This is a genomic window from Paenibacillus chitinolyticus (genome assembly GCF_045038035.1).
Taxonomy (GTDB): Bacteria; Bacillota; Bacilli; order Paenibacillales; family NBRC-103111; genus Paenibacillus_F; species Paenibacillus_F chitinolyticus_A.
In genome coordinates, this window is the sequence record NZ_CP173427.1 from 5580267 (window position 1) to 5596997 (window position 16731).

The window sequence follows — 16731 nt, forward strand, 5'->3', positions numbered from 1 at the left end:
AAACTCACTTTCTTTTTGTTACTTTGTACAATACGAGCGCCAGCTTTACCAGGACGGCGTCGTGGAAAGTCCTTACGTCCAGCCCCGTCTCGTTTTTGAACTTGTCCAGCCGGTATAAAAGCGTATTGCGATGAATATACAGCTTTTTGGCCGTCTCGCTCACGTTGCAGTCCAGTGCAAAAAAACTCTCCAGTGTGGACTGCGTCTCGGCATCCATGGAATAGTCCTTCAGCACATGCTCCAGAAACTGATGTTTCTCGGAATCGGGGATCGGATGGAGCAGCTTTTCCATTTGCAAATGCCACGGCGTGTGTATGTTGTTCGTCACCTTGTATAACCGGCCGAGCATAATCGTCGAGCGCAGAGAAAGCATGGCCGCCAGAAGCGTCTGGGCAGGCTGGATAGGGTAGTGAACCCCCAGATGGCTTTCTCCTACCCATTCGGTAGCCAGCATGTCATGGAGTCCCGATGCCAGGGCATCGAGCATCTGCTCGGTGCTCTCTTCCTGGGCGTCCGTCTTGTCTTCCTGCCCTACTGTGAGCAGATAATCCGGCGCGAGAATCAGCCATTCTTTATCCAGCAATGGAATCAATACAATTTCCGCGTCAAAAAACGTCTCCAGCAGCCTTTTCAGCTCCCGGTAAGACGCCCGTACGTTCGAAGAATAATCTCCATACAGGAGAAAAGGTATTTTGGTCGAATAAAGTCCGGCCTGGGAAGAAATCGTGTCGGGAACCTCCGCTTGAGAGTCGGTTTCGGCATGCTGCAGCAGCCATTCCCTGAGCGCGGAAAGCTTTTTCTCTTCTTCGAGCAGAAGAGTGCCGTTTTGCCTTTTCTCCGGCTGTGCGGATTCAATGAGCCACTCGACCAGATGACGTTCGTCTCCGGCCAAGTTCCCCGCAGGTATAGACAGAACATGGACTTGATTGCCTTCCCTGCCCAGCAGGAAATAAACATCTTTGCCGATCAGCATGCTGCTCTTATTCAGGGCCTGCCTGTCCCCGTTATTCTTACCCGCGTTTCTTGTAAGGGCTTCCCACTCTTCCGGCGTCTTTGCAATCAGTTGGACCGGCCCTTTGCCGATCGATTCCAATTGTTCTTTCAGCCTTTCCCAATCCATCCGCATAGCTCCCTATCTGTGTAATATCGAGGCTGCCATGGTGCTTCCTATTATTGTAACACAGCTAAGTAAGCGTTTCACTTAAAGATGGCTGTAATAAGCCTCGGAAGCGGGACGCGGTTCATACGCCCATGAGCACCACAATAATAGAAAGCAGGGAGAACAGAGCGCCGACCAAGTACAGGAAAGAAACGGTTTGGGTTTGGGACAGCCCCCACTGCATAAGGCTGTGATGAGTATGAAGCTTATCGGCCCGGTGCAGCCCTCCGCCTTTTAGGAGCCTTCTTGTAAACACGATGACCGTATCCAGAATAGGAACGCCCAGCGCCAGCACAGGAACCAGAAGGGAGATAAAAGTCGCGCTTTTGAAAGCTCCGTCCACAGCAACGACCGCAATCGTGTACCCCAGGAAAATCGCACCGGCGTCACCCATGAAAATTTTGGCGGGATAAAAATTAAACGCCAGAAAAGCCAGGCAGGCTCCGACCAGAATGCCCGCAATCAATGCGGAATCCTCCTGCCTTTTGACTAGGGCCGCCACAAGCAGCGCCAAAGAAGCGATCGTTACGATCCCCGAGGCGAGACCATCGACTCCGTCAATGAAATTGATCATATTCGTGATCCCGAAAATCCAGGCCATCGTGCCGAGCCAGACAAGCCAGACCGGGAAAAAAATCATGCCGCTGAAATGGAGATTCGACACCCCGATTATTTGAATGCCGAATAAAAGCGGCACCGCGGACACCGCAATATAGATGATCAGCCTGGGCCAGACGGGAAAGTCCTTGCTCCGGGTTTTAAACCAGTCGTCGGTCAAGCCGGTCAGCATAAGGACCGTCCCGCCGATCAGTACCGCATAGGAAAGATTGCCGTTACTGCTGAACAATAAAATAGCCGCCGCGCAAGCGATGTAAATCGCCACTCCTCCGAGCAAGGGGATGGGAGCGGCATGAATTTTGCGGGTAGACGGCCGGTCGACAAACCCTGCTTTAACAGCGATTCGCTTCATAACGGGTACCAGCAGCGCCACCAGAATAAAGCTCGTCAGCATAGGGATTAGATAGTGCATACGCTCGATTCCTCCTGCCTATCGTTACCCTTACGGATGACGATGGGTAAATGGCTTTTTAACCGCATCTGTTAGCGTCTCCCAATCGAATTCCGCCCATACTTAACCCGTTTGGTAAAGGTTTGGTCGACTAACCCGCCCAAAATCTTGAGAACATTTTGACGGAAGCGAGTTAACTCCTCCCTTTATGGAAAAAATAAGAAGAGCGCTCAACAATTTAAGCGGGAGTTCAAAACGAAACAAAGGAGATCCCCCTACGATGATCTGGAACACCTGGACGTTAGACCGGTCCGTTATTTTGTTTACGGCTTTCGCTTATTTATTTATTGCGGCTCAAGTGACCTTGTCCCATTACCGGCAAAATTTTCACCGCAAAGTCATGCTGATTCCCGTTATTACCGCCCCGCTGTACTTTCTGGTCGGGCTGCTCGCGGTTCTCCTTAACCGGCCCTGGTTTCTCCATCTTTTTCATATGGGCATGTGGCTGGGGATTTTGACGGGCTTATACGGGCTGTCCCTTCACATCCGGGGAGTGGGCAAACGTGTCGGGTCTTATGCGTTCCGCAATTTCCTTATCGGGCCTCCCGTCCTGATGCCTCTGCTGTACTCAGCTCTCGGTGTCCTCGGGTTAATCGCTGTTTATGGAAGGTGACTTGTATGAGAAAAATGCCGAAATACCCTTCTTTCGATGTCATGAAGGAGCAAAACCACTGGGATCCCCACACGCGGTCCATCGTCAGCTCCCGTATGAGGCGGCGCCGTGAATATCGGCTGTTAACGCTGTTAGAAGCGGAACAGCTCAGAAGCATATGCTCTCTTCTTGTCGACGACGACAGATCCGAAATCCTGACTTACGTGTTGGAGCATATAGATGATACTTTGTGCGGGCAAAAGGAAGAAGGCCAGAGAGGTCCCGATATTCCTCCTCAGTCCGAATTAATCCGGGAAGGGCTTGAGGCGCTTGAGACGATGTCGCACGGGTTTCATACGAGGCCCTTTCAACAGCTATCTCCGGCGGAACAGAAAGAGATTCTCACGTATGTAGCTGAGGTTCGCTTATCCCTGAGAGGCGAATGGCCGGCCCCCGTGCAGAGAGCCTTCTTCAACAGGCTGCTCGCGCTTACCGTGGAAGCTTACTATTCTCATCCCCAAATCTGGTCCGAAATCGGGTACGCAGGTCCTGCGTATCCAAGAGGCTACATCCGGGCAGACCGGGGGCATCTTGATCCGTGGGAGGCGAAACCGGAACGATGAAATGGGACACTCAATCGGAAACCGTTGATGTGGTCATTATTGGCGCGGGAGCGGCAGGCGGTGTGCTTGCACAGGAACTTAGCGAAGCCGGGCTGCAGGTCGTGGTAGTGGAAGCCGGACCGCTGCGGGATCCCCAAAGGGATTTTGCGAGCGACGAGCTGTCCATGCAATGCCTGGGCTGGCAGGATACCCGTCTTGTGGACGGAGAGCATCCCCTTGCTATGGGGCACAACAATTCGGGCTGGGGAGTGGGGGGCGGAACCCAGCATTTTACCGGAGTGTTTTTGCGATTCCATGAATCCGACTTCAAAACGAGATCGATCGATGGAGTCGGCGAGGATTGGCCGATCCACTATAAAGATTTGGAGCCGTATTACTCCCGGATTGAAAAAGAAATCGCGGTTTCTGGCCCCCGCCATTTTCCATGGGGAAACTTCCGCGGGCCTTACCCTTATCCCGAACGGGACCCTCTAAGCCCCAACGCCTATTTGTTTCAAAGAGGCTGTGAGAGTTTGGGAATTCGCTCCGTTACGGCTCCCCTCGCGATTCTTTCTGCGCCTTTTGAGGGCAGGCCTCCCTGCATTAACCGTGGTTTCTGCGAGCAGGGCTGCATGCCTAACGCCAAATTCAGCACCCTCATTCAGCATATCCCGAAAGCTGTACAAGCAGGCGCTACTGTGCTTACCGATAGCAGGGTCACTCAGATCGAGACAGGGCCTGACGGAAGGGCTTCAGGTGTGCTTTTTATGAAAAAAGGAGTCGAATACCGTCAAAAAGCTAAACTCGTGATCGTATCAGCCTATGCGGTCGAAACACCCCGATTACTGCTGAATTCTGCGAACAGCCGTCATCCGGACGGGCTTGCCAACAGCAGCGGCTGGGTAGGCAAAGCACTTATGACGCACAGCAGCCATGACGTGTATGCCAAGTTCGAGGAGGAAGTGCGGCTGTACAAGGGGACCCCTGTGCTGGCTACTACTCAGGAATTCTACGAATCCGACCGCAGCCGCGGCTTTGCGCGCGGGTATTCCCTGCATGCCCATGGAACGCGGCCTCTCGCTTTCGCCCAAGGGATCGTCAAAACAGGCGAATTTCCCGTATGGGGAGCCCCGTTACGCGAAGCTATGCTGGACTACAACTTTTACGGCCGCGCGACACTGGTCGGGGAAGTCCTTCCTCAAGAGCACAACTGTGTCACGTTATCCCGGGAGAAAGACGCTTTCGGTTTGCCCAGAGCCCAAGTATCCTTCAGTTTCGGGGAAAACGACACCAAGCTCATCGAGCATGCGGTCTCGAACATGAAATCTATCCTTCAGGCTGCGGGAGGAACACCCGAATTTGTGGTGCCAGATACCGCCCACCTGATGGGAGGCTGCCGGATGGGGAGCGATCCGTCGCGATCTGTCACAAATTCATTCGGGCAAACGCACGATATCCCGAATTTATTCGTATGCGATGCGAGCCTATTCGTCACGTCCAGCGGAGTGAATCCCACTAACACCGTAATGGCTTTAGCAGCGCGAACAGCCGATTACATCGTAAGTGAAATCATCTAATCACCAAAACGAAGATGTATGGAGACATTCAGCCTTTATCATGTGAACTGTTCATTTATGTATACTGAGCTACGAACAAGCTCTAAACTCGTATATGCCGGCTGGACTTGGCCAAGTTCCTGATAACGCTTATAACCACCCGAGGTGCCTGTTGTTCGTGTACTTGATGCGGCAGTCTCCGATCGGGCGTTTGCCTCAGCTTCCCTTTTCTTGTTACAAATGCGCTGACGGTAACCCAGGCGCTTCCGCCTTTTCCAAGCAGCAAGTAGCCACCGGGCATCGTTTCCATTACAATTAAAGACAAAGCTATCTCGAACAAAGGAGGATCACTATTATATGGCTATTGCAGAAATTACGGTTGTCCCTATAGGTACAAGCTCTACAAGCTTAAGCGAATATGTAGCTCATCTCCAAAAGGTGCTGGACAACCAGCCTCTCCATTATGAGCTTACTCCAATGAGCACCATCATCGAAGGCCCGCTGGATCAACTCATGGAAGTCATTCTTAAGCTTCACGAAAGCCCCTTTGACAACGGCGCTCAACGCGTCTCCACCTCCATCAAGATAGACGACCGCCGTGATAAAACGGCATCCATGCAGCAAAAACTCCAGTCCGTGGCCGAAAAACTGGAGCGGCTTCAATAGCTCGGGAGCTATACTCTACTCAATTACTCGCTGGAAATTTTTTTCGTTCACCTTGAACGCTGCGAGTCCCCTAAAAAATCGAATTCCACACCAGCGGGTACCAGGAGATTTCCCAGCACGGCTAGATCGCGAGAGCTGGACTCCTGCAGCAATTTAAGACATTTTCCGTCCGCCATGCTAAAAGACAACAACAAAAAAAGAGACCGTTAAGGTCTCTTTTATATGAAGAGAATTGTTCACATGGCATGTGAGCCATGAAGGACTCGAACCTTCGACACCCTGATTAAAAGTCAGGTGCTCTACCAACTGAGCTAATGGCTCTTGGAAAAACTGGTGGAGGCTGATGGATTCGAACCACCGAACTCGTCAGAGAACAGATTTACAGTCTGCTGCGTTTGGCCACTTCGCTAAGCCTCCACATTAATGCCAAGCGCCGTTATGGACTAACTTGACTAAAAGTGGTGGCTCGGGACGGAATCGAACCGCCGACACGAGGATTTTCAGTCCTCTGCTCTACCGACTGAGCTACCGAGCCATACTATGAAATTGTTATACAAACTAAAATGGCGGAGCTGACGGGATTCGAACCCGCGGTCTCCTGCGTGACAGGCAGGCATGTTAGGCCTCTACACCACAGCTCCGTGCATAAGATTGTATGGTGGACGCTGACGGGATCGAACCGCCGACCCTCTGCTTGTAAGGCAGATGCTCTCCCAGCTGAGCTAAGCGTCCTTATGTAGTTGTTATGGTAGCGGCGGAGGGGCTCGAACCCCCGACCTCACGGGTATGAACCGTACGCTCTAGCCAGCTGAGCTACGCCGCCTTAAAACTGGCGGAGAGAGAGGGATTCGAACCCTCGCACCACTTACGCAGTCTAACCCCTTAGCAGAGGGTCCCCTTGAGCCACTTGGGTATCTCTCCAATGTGTAAACAAACTTTTCAGGTTGCTCCCTGAAAACTAGCAGCGAAACAAGCAGTCGATCCATCCAAAGATCTTGTGGTGCCTACGCTTAACGCGTACGCCTTTCGATGCGGCATTTTCCTGTCGGAAAAGCCTAAGCATATGCTTTCGATGTAACCTGTACGGTCGTACAGATTTGTAGGTCAAGCCCTCGACCGATTAGTATTGGTCAGCTCCACACATTGCTGTGCTTCCACCTCCAACCTATCTACCTCGTCGTCTTCAAGGGGTCTTACATACTGGGAAATCTCATCTTGAGGGGGGCTTCACGCTTAGATGCTTTCAGCGCTTATCCCTTCCGTACATAGCTACCCAGCTATGCCTCTGGCGAGACAACTGGTACACCAGCGGTACGTCCATCCCGGTCCTCTCGTACTAAGGACAGCTCCTCTCAAATTTCCTGCGCCCGCGACAGATAGGGACCGAACTGTCTCACGACGTTCTGAACCCAGCTCGCGTACCGCTTTAATGGGCGAACAGCCCAACCCTTGGGACCTACTTCAGCCCCAGGATGCGATGAGCCGACATCGAGGTGCCAAACCTCCCCGTCGATGTGGACTCTTGGGGGAGATAAGCCTGTTATCCCCAGGGTAGCTTTTATCCGTTGAGCGATGGCCCTTCCATGCGGTACCACCGGATCACTAAGCCCGACTTTCGTCCCTGCTCGACCTGTATGTCTCGCAGTCAAGCTCCCTTATGCCTTTGCACTCTTCGAATGATTTCCAACCATTCTGAGGGAACCTTGGGGCGCCTCCGTTACTCTTTAGGAGGCGACCGCCCCAGTCAAACTGCCCACCTGACACGGTCCCTCTACCGGTTGACGGTAGTAGGTTAGAACTCCGATACGATCAGGGTGGTATCCCAACGGTGCCTCCACCCAAGCTGGCGCTCAGGCTTCAAAGGCTCCCACCTATCCTGTACAGATCGTACCAAAGTCCAATATCAAGCTGCAGTAAAGCTCCATGGGGTCTTTCCGTCTTGTCGCGGGTAACCTGCATCTTCACAGGTATTAAAATTTCACCGGATCTCTCGTTGAGACAGCGCCCAAGTCGTTACGCCATTCGTGCGGGTCAGAATTTACCTGACAAGGAATTTCGCTACCTTAGGACCGTTATAGTTACGGCCGCCGTTTACTGGGGCTTCGGTTCACAGCTTCGGGTTACCCCTAACCGCTCCCCTTAACCTTCCAGCACCGGGCAGGCGTCAGCCCATATACTTCGCCTTGCGGCTTCGCATAGACCTGTGTTTTTGCTAAACAGTCGCTTGGGCCTTTTCACTGCGGCCCCCTCGTGCTATTCACACTACCGGGGCACCCCTTCTCCCGAAGTTACGGGGTCATTTTGCCGAGTTCCTTAACGAGAGTTCTTCCGCGCGCCTTAGAATTCTCTTCTCGCCCACCTGTGTCGGTTTGCGGTACGGGCACCTTCGCCTGGCTAGAAGCTTTTCTCGGCAGTGTGAGATCAAGACCTTCGCTACTGTAATTTTCGCTCCCCATCACAGCCCAGCCTTACGATGTGCGGATTTGCCTACACATCAGCCTCACTGCTTGGACGGACATCCATCAGTCCGCGTCCCTACCCTGCTGCGTCACTCCATTGCTCGTAACGGCTTACGGTGGTACAGGAATTTCAACCTGTTGTCCTTCGACTACGCCTTTCGGCCTCGCCTTAGGTCCCGACTTACCCTGAGCGGACGAACCTTCCTCAGGAACCCTTAGGCTTTCGGCGGATCAGATTCTCACTGATCTTTTCGTTACTCATACCGGCATTCTCACTTCTGTACAGTCCAGCAGTCCTCACGATCTACCTTCACTCCATACAGAACGCTCCCCTACCCCAAGACATCTTTAGATGTCTAAGTCATAGCTTCGGTGGTGTGTTTAGCCCCGTTACATTTTCGGCGCAGAGTCACTCGACCAGTGAGCTATTACGCACTCTTTAAATGGTGGCTGCTTCTAAGCCAACATCCTGGTTGTCTGTGCAACTCCACATCCTTTCCCACTTAACACACACTTGGGGACCTTAGCTGATGATCTGGGCTGTTTCCCTCTTGACAATGGATCTTAGCACTCACTGTCTGACTCCCGGGGTAATGTCTGTGGCATTCAGAGTTTGACTGGACTTGGTAACCCTTGGCGGGCCCCGCACCCAATCAGTGCTTTACCTCCACGACACATCCCCCGAGGCTAGCCCTAAAGCTATTTCGGGGAGAACCAGCTATCTCCGAGTTCGATTGGAATTTCTCCGCTACCCCCACCTCATCCCCGAATTTTTCAACATTCGTGGGTTCGGGCCTCCAGTGCGTGTTACCGCACCTTCACCCTGGACAGGGGTAGATCACACGGTTTCGGGTCTACGCCTGCATACTATAGTCGCCCTATTCAGACTCGCTTTCGCTGCGGCTCCGCCTTTTCAGCTTAACCTCGCATGCAAACGTAACTCGCCGGTTCATTCTACAAAAGGCACGCCATCACCCATTAACGGGCTCTGACTTCTTGTAGGCACACGGTTTCAGGTTCTTTTTCACTCCCCTCCCGGGGTGCTTTTCACCTTTCCCTCACGGTACTGCTTCACTATCGGTCGCTAGGGAGTATTTAGCCTTGGCAGATGGTCCTGCCGGATTCCGACGGGGTTTCACGTGTCCCGCCGTACTCAGGATCCGTCTAGGCATACGTTCACTTTCGGCTACAGGGCTGTTACCTCTTCCAGCGGACCTTTCCAGATCGCTTCACCTAATGAACTTTTGCCACATTGACGTCCTACAACCCCAAGGAGCAAGCTCCTTGGTTTGGGCTAATCCGCGTTCGCTCGCCGCTACTGACGGAATCACTATTGTTTTCTTTTCCTCCAGGTACTTAGATGTTTCAGTTCCCTGGGTGTGCCTCCAATGCAGCTATGTATTCACTGCATGGTAACTGCGCATTACCACAGCTGGGTTCCCCCATTCGGACATCCCCGGATCAAAGCCTGCTTACGGCTCCCCGAGGCATTTCGTCGTTCGCCACGTCCTTCTTCGGCTCCTAGCGCCTAGGCATCCTCCGTGTGCCCTTATTAGCTTGACCAAATGCTCCGTTATATCCTGACTCGTGCTATTAAGCTGCGCTTAAAAAATCACTTCTCAGCATATAACTTCGCTTTACATCAAACCATCAAGGTTTTGGATGATTCTAGTTACATGTTTCGCTATCTAGTTTTCAAGGATCAACTGACTTCGTTACCGCTCAAAGCGGCAAGAAGTATCTTACCACATCACGCATCTTCAGATCAACCCGTAATTTACTGGAAATTACGACCGTTTGGAAGAAGGTTTTGGTGGAGCCAAGCGGGATCGAACCGCTGACCTCCTGCTTGCAAGGCAGGCGCTCTCCCAGCTGAGCTATGGCCCCAAAAGGTATCCTTATGTGGTTGTCAGGAAAATGGTGGGCCCTAGTGGACTCGAACCACCGACCTCACCCTTATCAGGGGTGCGCTCTAACCAGCTGAGCTAAGGGCCCGTATGCTGTGAGTTCTCACTCACTTTGGTCTTGCGTGCTAGCAAGCAACTGCCTGCTCTTTTCGCAAAATAAAAACCCACAAAGTGGGTTCGCTTGGCAACGTCCTACTCTCCCAGGACCCTTCGGTCCAAGTACCATCGGCGCTGGAAGGCTTAACGGTCGTGTTCGGGATGGGTACGCGTGGTTCCCTTCCGCCATCGTCACCAAACGAATTGCGTGGTTTCCGGAGTCGCCAAACTCCAGAAAGGGTTTGTAGCTTGAAAGGTTCTTGCCCTTTCAAAACTGACAACGAGTGATTGAAGGTTGAAGGCGATGCCTTCTTGACTGGGTCCGTTTCAGGACCCGAGTCTCCATAGAAAGGAGGTGATCCAGCCGCACCTTCCGATACGGCTACCTTGTTACGACTTCACCCCAATCATCTACCCCACCTTCGGCGGCTGGCCCCTTGCGGTTACCTCACCGACTTCGGGTGTTGTAAACTCTCGTGGTGTGACGGGCGGTGTGTACAAGACCCGGGAACGTATTCACCGCGGCATGCTGATCCGCGATTACTAGCAATTCCGACTTCATGCAGGCGAGTTGCAGCCTGCAATCCGAACTGAGACCGGCTTTTCTAGGATTGGCTCCGGATCGCTCCTTCGCTTCCCGTTGTACCGGCCATTGTAGTACGTGTGTAGCCCAGGTCATAAGGGGCATGATGATTTGACGTCATCCCCGCCTTCCTCCGGTTTGTCACCGGCAGTCAACTTAGAGTGCCCAGCCTTACCTGCTGGCAACTAAGTTCAAGGGTTGCGCTCGTTGCGGGACTTAACCCAACATCTCACGACACGAGCTGACGACAACCATGCACCACCTGTCTCCTCTGTCCCGAAGGAAAGGCTTATCTCTAAGCCGGTCAGAGGGATGTCAAGACCTGGTAAGGTTCTTCGCGTTGCTTCGAATTAAACCACATACTCCACTGCTTGTGCGGGTCCCCGTCAATTCCTTTGAGTTTCACTCTTGCGAGCGTACTCCCCAGGCGGCATGCTTACTGTGTTAACTTCGGCACCAAGGGTATCGAAACCCCTAACACCTAGCATGCATCGTTTACGGCGTGGACTACCAGGGTATCTAATCCTGTTTGCTCCCCACGCTTTCGCGCCTCAGCGTCAGTTACAGGCCAGAAAGTCGCCTTCGCCACTGGTGTTCCTCCACATCTCTACGCATTTCACCGCTACACGTGGAATTCCACTTTCCTCTCCTGCACTCCAGTCTCCCAGTTTCCGGTGCGAACCGAGGTTGAGCCTCGGGATTAAACACCAGACTTAAAAAACCGCCTGCGCGCGCTTTACGCCCAATAATTCCGGACAACGCTTGCCCCCTACGTATTACCGCGGCTGCTGGCACGTAGTTAGCCGGGGCTTTCTTCTCAGGTACCGTCACCCAAAGAGCAGTTACTCTCCTTGGCGTTCTTCCCTGGCAACAGAGCTTTACGATCCGAAAACCTTCATCACTCACGCGGCGTTGCTCCGTCAGACTTGCGTCCATTGCGGAAGATTCCCTACTGCTGCCTCCCGTAGGAGTCTGGGCCGTGTCTCAGTCCCAGTGTGGCCGTTCACCCTCTCAGGTCGGCTACGCATCGTCGCCTTGGTGAGCCGTTACCTCACCAACTAGCTAATGCGCCGCAGGCCCATCCGTAAGCCACAGATTGCTCCGTGTTTCACGATCTCTCCATGCGGAGATACCGGTTATCCGGTCTTAGCTACCGTTTCCGGTAGTTATCCCGATCTTACAGGCAGGTTGCCTACGTGTTACTCACCCGTCCGCCGCTAACCATCCGAGAAGCAAGCTTCTCTTCAAGTCCGCTCGACTTGCATGTATTAGGCACGCCGCCAGCGTTCGTCCTGAGCCAGGATCAAACTCTCCGATAAAGTTGTGCCGGCCGAAGGCCAGCGGTTTATCTCAAGCTGATTAAGCTCAAACATTCAAAGCTGACGAGAATTTCTTCTCATTTAATGTCTCGATTTCTCGAGACGCTTCAATCACTCGTTGTTCAGTTTTCAAAGGACAATCTCGGCTTGTCAGCCTCGTTGTTGGCACCGTGTTTCAGCGGCGACTTAAATAAGATACCACGCTGAGAAACAGAATGCAAGCCCAAATTTTGGACAAGCCCAAAAAAATTAAAAAGGCGCCAAATCGGCGCCTCTTTACCCAAAACTCTATTCTCCCTGACGCTCGCGCATATGAGGGAACAACAACACATCACGGATAGACGGAGCGTTGGTAAGCAGCATAACCAGACGATCAATCCCGATACCAAGTCCGCCTGTCGGCGGCATGCCGTATTCAAGCGCACGAATGAAGTCGTCGTCCATTTCATGGGCCTCGTCGTTGCCGTGTTCACGCTCAAGCAGCTGCGCTTCGAAACGTTGACGCTGGTCGATCGGATCGTTCAGCTCTGTGAAGGCGTTAGCGTGTTCACGCGCTACGATAAAGAGCTCGAAGCGATCGGTGAAACGCGGGTCTTCCGGATTCTTCTTCGCAAGCGGCGAAATTTCAAGCGGATGCCCGTAGATAAACGTAGGCTGAATAAGCGTTTCTTCCACAAATGTTTCGAAGAATTGGTTCACGATGTGGCCGAAAGTCATATGAGGCTCAACCGGAACCTTGTGTTCTTTTGCCAGACTCTGAGCTTCTTCATTGCTCATGTGTACGCTGAAGTCAACGCCAACCACTTCTTTAATCGCATCTACCATGGAGATCCGTTTCCAAGAAGGCGCAAGGTTTACTTCATGTCCTTGATACTGAACCGTAGTCGTTCCCAATACTTCCTGTGCGATATGGGCGACCATATTCTCCGTTAGTGCCATGATATCTTTGTAGTCCGCGTAAGCCTCATACAGCTCAATCATGGTGAATTCGGGGTTATGACGGGTGGAAATACCTTCGTTACGGTAAACGCGCCCGATTTCGTACACTTTCTCCAAGCCGCCTACAATCAGGCGTTTCAGGTGCAGCTCAATAGCGATACGCATGTAAAGCTGCATATCAAGCGCATTGTGATGCGTTATAAAAGGCCGTGCGGCCGCGCCTCCGGCAATAGCGTGCAGAGTCGGGGTCTCCACTTCCAGATAGCCGAGGCCATCCAGATAACGGCGCATGGACTGAATGATTCTTGAACGCAGAATAAAGGTCTCCTTCACTTCCTGGTTCATGATCAGATCGACGTAGCGCTGGCGGTAACGGGTTTCGACATCCTTGAGGCCGTGATATTTCTCGGGCAGAGGAAGCAGTGATTTCGTCAGCACTTCCAGCTCTTGTACCTTAATGGAGGTTTCGCCGGTTTTCGTTTTGAAAACGGTACCTTTCACGCCTACCATATCGCCGATATCCAGCAGATCAAAAGCGCTGTACTTCGTATCGCCAAGGGCGTCCTGACGAACGTATATTTGAATTTTGCCCGTGATGTCCTGAAGATGAGCAAAGCTCGCTTTACCCATTGCACGCTTCTGCATGATACGTCCGGCAATGCTGACTTCAACGGTCTGCTGCTCCAGTTCTTCCTTAGGCGTTTCTTCGTAAGCGTCCAAAATTTGTTTGGCCGTGTGCGTCCGTACATATTTATCGCCAAACGGATCTACGCCCAGACCACGAAGCTCGTCCAGTTTGTCGCGGCGAATTTGTAACAATTCGTTTAATTCGAGTTCCTGACTCATGCTTTCAACTCCTATATGTTATAGCTCCGGTTTGCGAAGCCTTTAGCATGCCCTTCCCGCTCCCAATGATGCTCCCAAGAGGAGAAAAGCAGCGCTTATTATGCGGGCTGCCCGTAATTATACGGTCTATTTTACGCGAAAAAAGCTTCCAAAGGAAGCTTTTCCTGCAATCGCAGTTTCGGATGATCTCCGAAAGAGCGGTTTTATTTTTTGATGTCCATGATTTCGTATTGGATAACGCCGGCTGGTACCGTCACATCGACTTTAGCGCCCTTCTGCTTGCCAAGGATCGCTTTGCCGACAGGACTTTCGTTGGAAATTTTGTTCAAGAAAGGATCGGACTCGGCTGTACCGACAATCGTATACTCGACAAGATCGCCGAATTCGAGATCTTTGAGCGTTACGATAGAACCCACGCTGACGGTATTGATGTCAACTTCGTCCAGATTGACGATACGGGCGTTGCGGAGCATTTTCTCCAAAGTGATGACGCGGCCTTCGATAAAAGCCTGCTCGTTCTTCGCATCCTCGTACTCGGAGTTCTCACTAATATCCCCGTAGCCGATGGCTACTTTAATCCGTTCGGCCACCTCGCGGCGTTTCACCGATTTCAAATGTTCGAGTTCTTCCTCAAGTTTCTTGAGGCCTTCCTGGGTAAGGAGCACTTCTTTTTCACTCATACAAACCTATCTCCCGTCGTGTAAATTCAAGGAAATGCTATACGAATTCACTCATTTATTCAAAAAACTTAACGTAAAGATGCAACTTATTGCCTGATTATAGGGCAACCAATTGCAATTGTCAATGTAACCCAGCGCCCCCTTTACTTAGTGCAAAGCAGGCTGTTCTTCCTGATTATCGGACATATTGTCGAAAGAACTCGCATATTCGTCCAGGATGCGGACCATACCGTCGCGGGTCGTCTGTTCCATAATGGCGTCCTTCAGACGGGCGGCGCCTTTCATGCCTTTGAGATACCACGCCATATGCTTGCGCATTTCCTTGATGGCCACGTTTTCGCCTTTGAGCTTGATCAGACGATCCATATGGAGGGTCGCGATTCGCATTTTCTCTTCGGCTTCCGGCTCCGGAGGCAGCTCGCCTTTGGTCAGATACTGTACGGTGCGATACAGCATCCAGGGGTTGCCCAGCGCGCCGCGGCCGATCATGACCCCGTCTACACCGGTTTCATCGATCATCCGCTTGGCATCTTCGGGTGTTACGACATCCCCGTTCCCGATAACCGGAATGGAGACGGACTGCTTGACGTCGCGGATGATGTTCCAGTCCGCTTTGCCGGTATAGAGCTGTTCACGCGTACGGCCATGCACGCTGACGGCGGAACCGCCGCCGCGCTCGACCGCCCTGGCGTTCTCGATCGCGTAAATATGCTCGGAGTCCCAACCGATCCGCATTTTGACCGTAACGGGTTTGTTCACGGAGCCCACTACCGTCCGAACCATTTCTTCGATTCTCGAAGGGTCAAGCAGCCAGCGTGCCCCCGCATCGCATTTCGTGATTTTGGGCACCGGGCAGCCCATGTTGATATCGATAATATCGGCATTCGTATTGGCGTCGACATATTTAGCGGCTTGCACAAGCGTTTCCGTATCACCGCCGAAAATTTGCAGGCTGAGGGGCTTCTCGCGTTCGTCCACGTAGAGCATCTCCATCGTACGGGAGTTGCCGTGCACAATCGCTTTGTCGCTGACCATCTCAGCGCAGACCAGGCCGCATCCGAATTCTCTGGCGATCAGACGGAAAGCGGGGTTGCATACGCCTGCCATCGGTGCCAGTACAACGTTATTCGGGGCGACGACGTCGCCTATTTTTAACATGTGTTCTCCTCCTATTTGCCGGAGGGCGGAAGAAGCTCCTCCGGTTCAATGCCCAGGGCATTGGATATTTTCTGAATCATCCGGGTGTCCGGTTTACGTGTTCCCCGTTCGATGGAACCGAGAACGGCTATTGAAACGCCGAGCAGTTCGGCGAGTTGGTTCTGGGTGTATCCTTTCAGCTTACGGAATGCCCGGATTCGCTGGGCCACTGCATTTTTTTCCACAACATAACGCCTTCCTTTCCATCCAGTTTAGCCAACTGTTTCTCTATGGATGCAAACGATGTGTTCGGTATATGTGAAAAAAGATCTGCCAAGGGGACTAACACAAACGCTCGCTCCTGCATACGGGGATGCGGGACAATCAAATCCGGCGTACGGATCTCCCGCTCCCCGTAAAGCAGCAAATCCAAGTCAATTGTTCGGGGACCGAAGCGAATGTCTCGGACTCTACCCAGCACTTGCTCGATGTTCTGCATGACTGCAAGCAGCCCTTCCGGAGAAAGGCTCGTACGAACGGCTGCAGCCATGTTTAAAAAGGCATCCTGGTCCACATACCCGACCGGATCCGTCTCATAAATGGCCGAACAGGCCAGCACTTGAACGTGCGGATGTTCGTCCAGCTTCTTAAGCGCTTCGGCTAAATACCACTCCCGGTCTCCGATGTTGGAACCAAGCGCGATGTATGCGGTCGTGATGTCGGCAGGGTTCATGATTGCGCCCGTTTCCGGCTTATCTCAACGGTTACGCCTGCAAAATGAATATCGAAAGGCGGATGTGGTTTGATTACCCGCACCGTCACTTCTTCGATACTAGTATAAGTTTCAAGAAGGGAGGATGCAACCTGCTCCGCCAGAGCCTCGATCAATTTAAAGGTTCTTTTCTCTACGACCTCTTTAATAACGGCATAAGCCTCCGCATAGTTGATGGAATCTTCTATGTTATCGGTACGGCCGGGTTTGTCCAGCGGCATGTGCAGTTCGGCATCCACATAAAAACGCTGTCCCAATTTATTTTCTTCGGCAAAAACGCCGTGATACCCGTAAAACTCCATACGTGTCAGTATAAGTTTGTCCATTGCACGTCTTCCTCCTCAAGCCT

General features: G+C 52.3%; 12 protein-coding genes, 9 tRNA genes and 3 rRNA genes. 4 read left to right on the top strand and 20 right to left on the bottom strand.

Features of this window, described 5'->3' with window-relative positions; all coding sequences use genetic code 11:
* Positions 1-4: 4 nt before the first annotated feature.
* Entirely contained in the window at positions 5-1120 is a 1116-nt protein-coding gene (locus tag ACI48J_RS25170) for a helix-turn-helix domain-containing protein (RefSeq protein ID WP_326050938.1), read from the bottom strand.
* A gap of 121 nt (positions 1121-1241) precedes the next feature.
* Entirely contained in the window at positions 1242-2189 is a 948-nt protein-coding gene (locus ACI48J_RS25175; protein WP_405080787.1) for an MraY family glycosyltransferase, read from the bottom strand.
* Positions 2190-2448: 259 nt separating this feature from the next.
* Here ACI48J_RS25175 and ACI48J_RS25180 point away from each other — a divergent pair, with 259 nt between their 5' ends.
* The 4 genes from ACI48J_RS25180 (at position 2449) to ACI48J_RS25195 (ending at position 5644) form a co-directional block, all read left to right on the top strand.
* Entirely contained in the window at positions 2449-2841 is a 393-nt protein-coding gene (locus ACI48J_RS25180; protein ID WP_326050936.1) for a hypothetical protein, read from the top strand.
* A gap of 5 nt (positions 2842-2846) precedes the next feature.
* A complete protein-coding gene (locus ACI48J_RS25185; protein WP_405080788.1) occupies positions 2847-3443 on the top strand; it encodes a gluconate 2-dehydrogenase subunit 3 family protein in 597 nt (198 codons plus the stop codon).
* On the top strand, positions 3440-4999 hold the full coding sequence (locus ACI48J_RS25190; RefSeq protein ID WP_405080789.1) for a GMC family oxidoreductase: 1560 nt from the start codon (positions 3440-3442) through the stop codon (positions 4997-4999). Before ACI48J_RS25185 ends, ACI48J_RS25190 begins: the two co-directional genes overlap by 4 nt.
* 336 nt (positions 5000-5335) lie before the next feature.
* Complete coding sequence (locus ACI48J_RS25195) at positions 5336-5644, top strand: MTH1187 family thiamine-binding protein (RefSeq protein WP_405080790.1); 309 nt, start codon at positions 5336-5338, stop codon at positions 5642-5644.
* 248 nt (positions 5645-5892) lie between these two features.
* Here the strand turns inward: ACI48J_RS25195 and ACI48J_RS25200 are convergent.
* The 18 genes from ACI48J_RS25200 to folB form a co-directional block, all read right to left on the bottom strand.
* Positions 5893-5965 (bottom strand) — tRNA-Lys (locus ACI48J_RS25200).
* A gap of 10 nt (positions 5966-5975) precedes the next feature.
* Positions 5976-6061, bottom strand: a tRNA-Tyr gene (locus ACI48J_RS25205).
* Positions 6062-6103: 42 nt separating this feature from the next.
* A tRNA-Phe gene (locus tag ACI48J_RS25210) sits at positions 6104-6179 on the bottom strand.
* A gap of 29 nt (positions 6180-6208) precedes the next feature.
* A tRNA-Asp gene (locus ACI48J_RS25215) sits at positions 6209-6285 on the bottom strand.
* Between the two features lie 15 nt (positions 6286-6300).
* Positions 6301-6376 (bottom strand) — tRNA-Val (locus ACI48J_RS25220).
* A gap of 14 nt (positions 6377-6390) precedes the next feature.
* Positions 6391-6467 (bottom strand) — tRNA-Met (locus ACI48J_RS25225).
* Between the two features lie 7 nt (positions 6468-6474).
* Positions 6475-6565: transfer RNA gene (locus ACI48J_RS25230), tRNA-Ser, on the bottom strand.
* Positions 6566-6744: 179 nt separating this feature from the next.
* Positions 6745-9666, bottom strand: a 23S ribosomal RNA gene (locus ACI48J_RS25235).
* A 248-nt stretch (positions 9667-9914) separates the two neighbouring features.
* Positions 9915-9990: transfer RNA gene (locus ACI48J_RS25240), tRNA-Ala, on the bottom strand.
* Between the two features lie 31 nt (positions 9991-10021).
* Positions 10022-10098, bottom strand: a tRNA-Ile gene (locus tag ACI48J_RS25245).
* Positions 10099-10189: 91 nt separating this feature from the next.
* Positions 10190-10306 (bottom strand): 5S ribosomal RNA (gene rrf / locus ACI48J_RS25250).
* Between the two features lie 148 nt (positions 10307-10454).
* Positions 10455-12008: ribosomal RNA gene (locus ACI48J_RS25255) — 16S ribosomal RNA — on the bottom strand.
* The 16S, 23S and 5S rRNA genes sit together here with 9 tRNA genes alongside, the layout of an rRNA operon.
* 288 nt (positions 12009-12296) lie before the next feature.
* Positions 12297-13793, bottom strand: coding sequence for a lysine--tRNA ligase (gene lysS / locus ACI48J_RS25260; RefSeq protein ID WP_405080791.1), 1497 nt, complete (start codon positions 13791-13793; stop codon positions 12297-12299).
* Positions 13794-13996: 203 nt separating this feature from the next.
* The gene (gene greA, locus ACI48J_RS25265; RefSeq protein WP_042235239.1) at positions 13997-14473 is read right to left on the bottom strand and encodes a transcription elongation factor GreA; all 477 of its coding nucleotides are present in this window, start codon (positions 14471-14473) and stop codon (positions 13997-13999) included.
* 147 nt (positions 14474-14620) lie between these two features.
* The gene (dusB, locus tag ACI48J_RS25270) at positions 14621-15631 is read right to left on the bottom strand and encodes a tRNA dihydrouridine synthase DusB (RefSeq protein WP_326053465.1); all 1011 of its coding nucleotides are present in this window, start codon (positions 15629-15631) and stop codon (positions 14621-14623) included.
* 11 nt (positions 15632-15642) lie between these two features.
* Complete coding sequence (locus tag ACI48J_RS25275; protein ID WP_009671865.1) at positions 15643-15855, bottom strand: helix-turn-helix domain-containing protein; 213 nt, start codon at positions 15853-15855, stop codon at positions 15643-15645.
* Complete coding sequence (gene folK / locus ACI48J_RS25280; RefSeq protein WP_405080793.1) at positions 15807-16343, bottom strand: 2-amino-4-hydroxy-6-hydroxymethyldihydropteridine diphosphokinase; 537 nt, start codon at positions 16341-16343, stop codon at positions 15807-15809. Before folK ends, ACI48J_RS25275 begins: the two co-directional genes overlap by 49 nt.
* The gene (gene folB / locus ACI48J_RS25285; protein WP_326053460.1) at positions 16340-16708 is read right to left on the bottom strand and encodes a dihydroneopterin aldolase; all 369 of its coding nucleotides are present in this window, start codon (positions 16706-16708) and stop codon (positions 16340-16342) included. Before folB ends, folK begins: the two co-directional genes overlap by 4 nt.
* Between the last annotated feature and the right edge of the window lie 23 nt (positions 16709-16731).

Coding starts and splice junctions, on each gene's coding strand:
- ACI48J_RS25190 (WP_405080789.1), top strand. CDS start 3,440: ATGAAATGGGACACTCAATCGGAAACCGTTGATGTGGTCATTATTGGC.
- folB (WP_326053460.1), bottom strand. CDS start 16,708: ATGGACAAACTTATACTGACACGTATGGAGTTTTACGGGTATCACGGC.
- ACI48J_RS25175 (WP_405080787.1), bottom strand. CDS start 2,189: ATGCACTATCTAATCCCTATGCTGACGAGCTTTATTCTGGTGGCGCTG.
- ACI48J_RS25195 (WP_405080790.1), top strand. CDS start 5,336: ATGGCTATTGCAGAAATTACGGTTGTCCCTATAGGTACAAGCTCTACA.
- greA (WP_042235239.1), bottom strand. CDS start 14,473: ATGAGTGAAAAAGAAGTGCTCCTTACCCAGGAAGGCCTCAAGAAACTT.
- ACI48J_RS25180 (WP_326050936.1), top strand. CDS start 2,449: ATGATCTGGAACACCTGGACGTTAGACCGGTCCGTTATTTTGTTTACG.
- dusB (WP_326053465.1), bottom strand. CDS start 15,631: ATGTTAAAAATAGGCGACGTCGTCGCCCCGAATAACGTTGTACTGGCA.
- ACI48J_RS25185 (WP_405080788.1), top strand. CDS start 2,847: ATGAGAAAAATGCCGAAATACCCTTCTTTCGATGTCATGAAGGAGCAA.
- folK (WP_405080793.1), bottom strand. CDS start 16,343: ATGAACCCTGCCGACATCACGACCGCATACATCGCGCTTGGTTCCAAC.
- lysS (WP_405080791.1), bottom strand. CDS start 13,793: ATGAGTCAGGAACTCGAATTAAACGAATTGTTACAAATTCGCCGCGAC.
- ACI48J_RS25170 (WP_326050938.1), bottom strand. CDS start 1,120: ATGGATTGGGAAAGGCTGAAAGAACAATTGGAATCGATCGGCAAAGGG.